The 8,411-nt window shown below is 65.4% G+C and carries 4 protein-coding genes and 1 pseudogene; 3 read left to right on the top strand and 2 right to left on the bottom strand.

Annotation, left to right across the window (positions count from 1 at the left end; all coding sequences use genetic code 11):
* Positions 1 to 197 precede the first annotated feature (197 nt).
* The 3 genes and pseudogenes from QZ271_RS12810 (at position 198) to QZ271_RS12820 (ending at position 5,932) form a co-directional block, all read left to right on the top strand.
* Positions 198 to 749 (top strand): recombinase family protein, encoded by a 552-nt coding sequence (locus QZ271_RS12810; RefSeq protein ID WP_291432083.1) that lies wholly within the window; start codon positions 198 to 200, stop codon positions 747 to 749.
* Positions 750 to 756: 7 nt separating this feature from the next.
* A pseudogene (locus QZ271_RS12815) lies at positions 757 to 3,702 on the top strand (Tn3 family transposase).
* A gap of 319 nt (positions 3,703 to 4,021) precedes the next feature.
* The gene (locus QZ271_RS12820; RefSeq protein WP_291432085.1) at positions 4,022 to 5,932 is read left to right on the top strand and encodes an ABC transporter ATP-binding protein; all 1,911 of its coding nucleotides are present in this window, start codon (positions 4,022 to 4,024) and stop codon (positions 5,930 to 5,932) included.
* A 96-nt stretch (positions 5,933 to 6,028) separates the two neighbouring features.
* Here the strand turns inward: QZ271_RS12820 and QZ271_RS12825 are convergent, their stop codons facing one another.
* Together QZ271_RS12825 and QZ271_RS12830 are read right to left on the bottom strand one after the other, a co-directional pair.
* Positions 6,029 to 7,612 (bottom strand): gamma-glutamyltransferase family protein, encoded by a 1,584-nt coding sequence (locus QZ271_RS12825; RefSeq protein WP_291432087.1) that lies wholly within the window; start codon positions 7,610 to 7,612, stop codon positions 6,029 to 6,031.
* A 158-nt stretch (positions 7,613 to 7,770) separates the two neighbouring features.
* A partial coding sequence (locus tag QZ271_RS12830; protein ID WP_291432089.1) for a bifunctional hydroxymethylpyrimidine kinase/phosphomethylpyrimidine kinase occupies positions 7,771 to 8,411 on the bottom strand: 641 nt, incomplete at its 5' end.

Consider the following 8,411-nt stretch of genomic DNA (forward strand, 5'->3'; position numbering starts at 1 on the left):
GGACTGGTCAGCGTGTTCACGGGGGATATTCTCATGCCCAATTTCTCTGTCTGATCGTCCCCTGCTGAGCAGTTACGCGAAAACGAACGTTTCCGCACTCTTTTGACGTGTGCGATCAACACGTGCTCCCAGGATTGCAAAACTCTGTTGCACAATGAACTGAATTGGCAACCTGTTTTCGCACCTGTGGAGGCTCTATGCAGCTTGGTTACGCCCGCGTCAGCAAGACCCACGAGCAGGACACCGCCGCTCAACTGCGAGCGCTCCAGGATGCTGGGGCCCAGCGCATGTTCACCGAACACGCGTCTGGTGGGCGCTGGGACCGACCCGAGCTCCACAAGATGCTTGATCAGCTGCGCGAGGGTGATGTGGTCATCGTTTGGAAACTGGACCGGCTCAGCCGCAGTCTCAAGGATCTTCTCCACTTGATGGAGCTGCTGGGCGAACGTGGGGTCGGCTTTCGCAGCCTGACCGAAGCCATCGACACCACGACGCCAGCGGGCAGGATGATGATGCAGATGGTGGGAGCCTTCGCAGAGTTTGAACGCGCCATGATTCGGGAGCGAACGGAAGTCGGCCTGGAACAAGCCCGGCTGGAGGGCCGCGTCGGGGGCCGCAAACGCAAACTGCTGCCCCACCACGAGCAGGACATCCGCGAGGCCGTTCAGTCCGGGCGGCGCACTGCGGCGCAGTGCGCTCGTCTTTTTGGAGTGCATCCCAGCACCATCACCCGGCTCCTTCAGCGATAGCCCCAGGGTGAAATACGATTGGTCATCTGAAGAACTGGTCCAGCACTTCACGCTGACCCGTATAGAACGGGATTTTCTGGGCTTCAAGGGCGAGATGGCGTCCTTGAGTTTGGCCGTTCTCCTCAGAACGTTTCAGGTTCAGGGTCACTTTCTGAACAGCCCACAGGCCGTTGCCGACACCATTGTCCGTGCGCTGGCCCGGCAACTGGCGGTGTCGCCTGCCCTCTGGGACGAGGTGGACTGGACCTCCCGCACCGCACGGCGTTACCGCGATGAGGTCGCGCAGTTCTGTGGGTTCCGTGCCTTTCGGTCTGGCGACGAGGACCACTTGATCGCCCACCTCACGCCACTGGTTGCTGATCTTCAGCCTGACGTGGAGCGTTTGAAACAGCAGAGCGAAGCCTTTCTGCGAGAACAACGGATTGTTCCGCCTTCAGCGGAACGCCTCACAAGATGCCGACGCACTGCGGTGAACGCGCAGGAAGTCCGCTGGATTCAAATGGTTCAGCAGGGCCTGAGCACTCAAACCCGTCAGGCATTTGATGCTCTGATCAGCACGGACGCCGCACCCGATGACGATCAGCCGCTACTGGTCATCCGCTCTACCCTGGCCACCCTGAAAGACACCGCTGGACGCGTGAAAGTCGACACCGTCCTGGAAGAACTCGCCAAACTGGCTGAACTTCGCGCCCTCGGCCTCCCGCCACACCTGTTCCAGGGTGTTCCACCCAGAGTCGTCGGCCAGTATCGCCACCGGGCCGCGAGCGAACCACCCCGCGAATTGCGCCGCCACCCTGAAGCCCTGCGTCACGTCCTCCTGGCGGCGCTGTGTTGGGAACGTCTGGCCGAGGTCACGGATGACCTGGTGGAGTTGCTGATTTCAGTCGCTCACCATATCGGCACCCGCGCTGAGAGCAAGGTGGAAGCGGAATTGCTGCGGCAACTCCGGCGGGTCAGAGGCAAGAGTGCCCTGCTCTTCAAACTGGCCAAAGCAGCCCGTGCCCAACCAGAAGGCGCGGTGCGGGCTGTGATTTATCCGGTCGTCCCCGAGCCGATCCTTGACGATTTGATCCGGGAAATGGAAGCCGAGAACAGCTATGACCGCCAGGTGCGTCTGGTCACACGCAATTCGTATGGCTACCACTATCGGCGCGCCGTTTCCCTGCTTCTGGACGCGTTGATCTTCCGCTGCAACAACGACCGGCACCGGCCCATCATGCGGGCCCTTGACTTGCTCTCGAAATACCGCGACCGTCGAATCCAGACGTTTCCCCTGAGCCAGGAGGTGCCGCTCGGCGGGGTCGTCAAAGACGACTGGCAGCCCCTGGTACTGGACGACCCTGAAAGCCGCAAGGTGAACCGGGTGACGTACGAAATGTGTGTCCTGGCGACGCTGCGCGACAAAATTCGCTGTAAGGAAGTCTGGATTGAGGGCGCGCGGCGCTTCCGAAACCCCGATGATGATCTCCCGACGGATTTTGAGGACAGGCGAGCCGAGTACTACTCGGCTCTGGGCCAGCCGAGCGAAGCCCAGACCTTTACCTGTCAGCTGCGTCTCCGCATGCAGACCGCCTTGGACGCGCTCAATACAAACCTCCCCACCAATGCCAGTGTCAAACTCATTGCGCCGAAGAACGGAAAAGGGCGACTCTCGGTGTCACCACTTTCGGCGCTGCCCGAACCACAGAACATCACCCGGCTGGCGGCCGCGCTGGTTCAGCGCTGGCCAATGACCAACCTGCTCGACGTGCTCAAGGAAACGGAGTTGCGGACCGGATTTACGGACGTCTTCCAGACCGCCGCCGCCCGCGAAGTTCTGAGCCGCGACGTGGTTCAGCGCCGCTTGCTGCTGTGCCTGCATGGCATCGGAACCAATGCAGGACTGAAACGAATGTGCAGTGGGGGCGGGGAGGACAGCTTCGCTGACCTCCAGTACATCCGCCGGCGCTAGATTCATAAAGATCAGCTTCGGGCAGCGATCAGTCGCGTATGCAATGCGATTTTCCAGGCCCGGGAAGCCCAGCTCTGGGGAGAAGCGACGACGGCCTGTGCCTCAGACAGCAAGAAATTCGGAGCCTGGGATCAAAATCTGATGACCGAATGGCATGCCCGCTATGGTGGGCCTGGCGTAATGGTGTACTGGCATGTTGAGCACCACTCCGTGTGCATCTACAGCCAGCTCAAGAGCTGTTCAAGCAGCGAGGTGGCCGCCATGATTGAGGGTGTCCTGCGGCACGACACCGAGATGGACGTGGAGAAAAACTATGTGGACACCCACGGGCAGAGCGAGGTGGGCTTCGCGTTCTGCCACCTTCTGGGGTTTGAGCTCCTGCCGCGCCTCAAAAATATCAGGCGCCAGAAGCTCTATCGGCCGAAGAAGGGCGAACCAGACCAGTACGCTCACCTGCAAGCGATCCTGACCCGTCCGATTGTGTGGGAGTTGATTGAGCAGCAATACGACGAGATGATCAAACTCGCCACAGCCCTGCGGCTGGGGACAGCGGACGCCGAGAGTATTCTGCGGCGCTTTACCCGCCAGAACGTGCAGCACCCGACGTACCGAGCACTGGCGGAACTGGGGAAAGCGGTGAAAACCGCTTTCCTGTGCGACTACCTACGTCAGGAAAACCTGCGCCGGGAGATTCATGAGGGGTTGCAGGTGATCGAGTCATGGAACAGTGCCAACGATTTCATCCTGTACGGCAAGGGTGGGGAGTTCACCAGCAACCGGATTGAGGATCAGGAAATCCAGATGTTGGGCCTGCATCTGCTGCAGGTCAGCCTGGTCTACGTCAACACACTGATGATGCAGCAGGTTCTGGCCGAGCCAGAGTGGCAGGGACGCTTGACCCCGGTGGATTTGCGGGCCCTGACGCCGTTGAAGTGGCAGCACATCAATCCGTACGGGACCTTCACGCTCAACATGCATGAACGCCTGCCGCTGAATGCATAAGGGGCTCAGGTAAGTTGGCCAGAATTTGGCCCTTCGCTAGGTTAAGCCCTAATAGGTCCACGTCTCGAGCACCCTCTCGCTTGGGCGGATGCCAAGGCTTGAGGGCACCAGCCAACATCAGTCTGCAAACCTGTCAGGCCAAAGCGCCAGCGCAAACAGCTGCAGCGAGTTGACCCGGCGTACCCTCTACTGATTGCCACATCTTCCTCATTCCTCCGCATACCAGTCCATAAGCTCTGTCATATACAGATGAATAAATTCAGCCCTGGACGTCCGCCCGTCACCATTGTGAATGGGCGGCTGATCCAGACTGGAGCGGATGAGCCTTCCCCCACGGCGCGGCCCCGAGCGCCCAGATTCCAACCGACCTGATTTCAACCGCTCAACCATCAAGACGGCGGGCAGTCCAGCCGAACCGCCGCCCACCACGCGTGAGCAACTGCGTGACCTGCGCGCCACACTGGGTCTGGTGTGGCAGGCCAGTCCGCGGCACGCGCTGACCTTCGCGCTCAGTCACCTGCTGGGCGCCGGTCTGCCCGCCGCAAACCTGCTGGTCGGTAAGCACCTGCTGGACGCCGTCGCCCAGGCCGCGCAGGGGCAGGTCACGTACCGCGCGCTGCTGACCCTGCTGGCCGCGCAGGTGGGCCTCGTGATCCTGGGCACCCTGCTCGGGACCGTGCAGAGCGCCTCGCAGCAACTGCTGGGCGACAGCCTGCAGCACAGCGTCAGCCGCCGCATTCTGGACAAGGCCACCACCCTGAGCGTCGAGGCCTTCGAGAACGCCGACACGTACGACCGCCTGCAACAGGCGTACCGCGAGGTCGGGTCACGGCCGCTGGGCGTCGCCACGCAACTCGTGTCCCTGGCGGGCGGCGTGGTCACGCTCGGGTCGGTCGGGGCGCTCATGACCCAGCTGGGCGTGTGGGTGCTGCCGCTGGTGATCCTGGCCAGCGTACCGGGCGTGATCATCAGTAACCGCTTCGGGGTGGAAGGCTACCGCATGCTGCGCCGGCAGACGCATGACGCGCGCGTGCAGAACTACCTGGGCAGCCTGCTCACCTCGGACACGCTGGTCAAGGAGGTGCGGCTGTTCGGGTTCGAACCGTACCTGCTGGGCCGCTGGCACAACTACTACCTGGGGTTCCGCGCGCAACTCGAAACGCTGGTGCGCCAGCGCTCCGCGTGGAACTTCGGGGCGTCGCTGCTGTCCGCGCTGCTGATCGGACTGGCGAGCGCCCTGATTCTGCGCCGCGCCGCCGCCAGGCAGATCACGGTCGGGGATTTCAGTGTGTTCGTGCTCGGTATCGCGCAGGTGCAGGCGACCGTGAGCGGCCTGCTGAGTGGTGTCAGCGGCATCTACCAGAACCTGCTGTACATGCGCAACCTGTACGCCTTCCTGGAACTGCCGGGCCGCGACCTGGACGCCGGGGAAGTCTGGGAGGGGCGCATCGAGACCATCGAGTTCCGGGACGTGGGGTTCAGGTACCCGCTGACCACGCGGGACGTGCTGCGCGGCGTGAACTTCACCGTGCAGCGCGGGCAGGCCCTGGCACTCGTCGGCGAGAACGGCGCGGGCAAGACCACGGTCGTGAAACTCCTGACGCTGCTGTTCCAGCCGACCAGCGGGCAGATCCTGCTGAACGGACTGGACGCCGCGCGCTTCAGTCCGCGCAGCGTGCAGCGCGAGATGAGCATCATCTTCCAGGATTTCGGACAGTATCAGATGACCGCCCGCGACAACGTCGCCCTGGCCGAAAGTGAGCGCCTGAACGACGATGCGGGCGTGCAGGCCGCTGTCCGCAGCGCCGGGGCCAGCTTCGTGGACGACCTGCCCGGCGGGCTTGACACTCCGCTGGGCCGCCTGTTCCAGGGCGGACGCCAACTGTCGGGCGGGCAGTGGCAACGGCTGGCGCTCGCCCGCCTGTACTTCCGGAAGGCGTCCGTGCTGGTATTCGACGAACCCACCGCTGCGCTTGACGCCCAGGCGGAATTTGAGACCATTCAGGCACTCCGGGCGCAGGCGCAGGGCCGCATCACGCTGCTGATCTCCCACCGCTTCTCGACCGTGCGGCTGGCGGACACCATCATCGTGCTCGAAAGCGGCGTGATCACCGAGAGCGGCAACCACGAGGAACTCCTGGCCCGCGCGGGCCGCTACGCGCAGCTGTACGACCTTCAGGCACGCGGGTACGCGCCCCACACCCCGCCCGGCCCGCCCAGCCAACCCTAAAATTCACGGCTCGCGCGAGCCACACGTTTCCCAGGCCTCCAGCCGCGTCGCTCTCTCCTGCCTCTCCCCTGGGGCAAGAGGAGAACCGGGGTCACGTCAGTACGCGGCGACCTGTCCGTCCGTGCGCGATTCGCTGCCGCCCACCAGCACGCCCGTCTGCGGATCGCGCCAGATGATCTGCCCGCGTCCGAATGCGTTCGGGTTCAACTGCACCTGCACGTCATGGCCGCGTGCTTGCAGGGCGCGGGCCTGGAACGCGCCGAGTTCATGCTCGACTTCCACGGTCCTGCCGCCGGTCCACTGCCAGCGGGGGGCGTCCAGTGCCTGCTGCGGGTTCAGGCCGTAGCGGACGGTGTTCAGCGTGACCTGCAGGTGCCCCTGCGGCTGCATGAAGCCGCCCATCACGCCGAACGGCCCGACCGGCACCCCCCCGCGCGTGAGGAAACCGGGAATAATGGTGTGGTACGGACGTTTGCGGGGCGCGATCTCGTTGGGGTGCCCGGCCTGCATGGAGAAGTTATGCCCCCGGTTTTGCAGGGCGACACCCGTGCCCGGCACGACCACGCCGCTGCCAAAGCCCATGTAGTTACTCTGGATCAGGCTGACCATCTGCCCGTCCCGGTCAGCGGCGGCGAGGTACACGGTGCCGTGACTGTTCGGGTCGCCGGCCTGCGGGTCCAGGGCCTGCTCGCCGATCAGGGCGCGGCGGGCCGACAGGTACCCGGGGGACAGCAGGGCGTCTACCGGGACGGCGCGGTGCTGCGGGTCGGCCACGTAGCGGTGGGCGTCCGCGAAACCCAGTTTCATCGCCTCGATCTGCGCGTGCAGTCCGGCCGGGTCGTCCCGGTGGTCGGGCAGGTTCAGGCCGTTGACGATGCCCAGCGCGATCAGGGCGGCGAGCCCCTGACCGTTCGGCGGAATCTCCCAGAGCCGATGCTCACCGAACGCGGCGCTGATGGGCTGCACCCACTCGCTGGTGTGCTCGCCCAGGTCGTCCAGGTCCAGCAGGCCGCCGGTGTCGCGGGCGTACGCGGCGATCCGGCGGGCCAGTTCGCCGTCGTAGAAGTCAGCGGCCGCGCTGCGCCCGATGCGTTCCAGCGTGTCCGCATGCTCTGGCGAGTGCCACAGTTCGCCGGGCCGGGCCGTGAAGCCCTCCGGGGCGAACACGCGCCGCCAGTGATCGAACGCCGGGCCGCTGCGGGCGTGGTGCGCGCGGACGCCGCGACCCCAGTTCTCGGCCAGCACAGGCGACAGCGGGTACCCACTGCGGGCGTAATGGACGGCCCCCTCCATCAACTGCGCGAACGGGAGGCGGCCAAAGCGGGCGTGCAGGTCCGCCCAGCCGCGCGGCGTGCCCGGCACCGTGACCGGCAACCAGCCGTGCGTGGGCATGTCCTGCCCGCCCAGCGCGTCGCGGGTCAGGCGGGCCGGAGAGCGGCCACTGGCATTCAGGCCGTGCAGCTCACCGCCGTCCCACACCAGCGCGAACAGGTCACTGCCGATCCCGTTACTCGTGGGTTCCACGACCGTCAGGGCCGCCGCCGTCGCCACCGCGGCGTCCACGGCGTTCCCGCCCTCACGCAGCACGTGAAGACCGACCTGGGCGGCCAGCGGTTGACTGGTCGCCACCATGCCCTGACGCGCGAACACCGGCTGACGAACGGAAGAATAGATGGTCATGGGCACCTCGCAAGACCGGACAGACACCCGGCAGGAACGGACAGAGGACAGCAGCTAACAGGAACGCCGCAGAGTACCGCATGTCCGCCCCAGGGGCACGGCCAGCATGTCGGATCCGGCTGCCAGCACGGGTTCAATGAATGGGCAGCAAGTGAGGGTCAGCCATTGCGGTGGTCCTGCTCTGAAGGGACGCTGTCATGGGGGGCGCTGTCTCGGGCAGCACTGTGCCGGGCAGCACTGTGCCGGGCAGCGCTGTGCCGGGCAGCGCTGTGCCCGAGGGGGCCGTGTCCGGCGCCGAGGCCGGGAGCGGCGTGCAGGGCGCGTTGCAGGTAGGCGTGGGCGATGGTCACGGCGGCGCTCATGGGGTGCCCGAGGGCGAGGTTGGCGGTGATCGCGGCCGAGAGGGTGCAGCCGGTGCCGTGCGTGTGCCGTGTGTGCTGGCGGGGAGCGATGAGCGTCAGGGTGGGCTGGCCGGGCAGGCGCAGTTCGTCGGTCACGGTGGGCGTGGGCTGCCCGGCGTGGGCGGCATGCCCGCCCTTGAGCAGCACGGGCGCGGCCGGGTCGAGGCCAGCGCGGGTCAGGGCGTTCCATTCCGGGAGGTTCGGGGTGATCAGGGCCGCGCGCGGGAACAGGTGGTGCGTCAGGGCGTGCAGGGCCGCCGGGTCCAGCAGGGCGTCGCCGCTCTTGGCGATCATGACGGGGTCCACGATCAGCGGGCCGTGCCAGTCGTGCAGGGCGCGGGCCACGGCGTCAACGGCGTCGGCCGTGCCGAGGGCGCCGGTCTTGATGGCCGCGACCG

Origin of the sequence: Deinococcus sp., from assembly GCF_018260555.1 — a bacterium.
Classification (GTDB): Bacteria; Deinococcota; Deinococci; order Deinococcales; family Deinococcaceae; genus Deinococcus.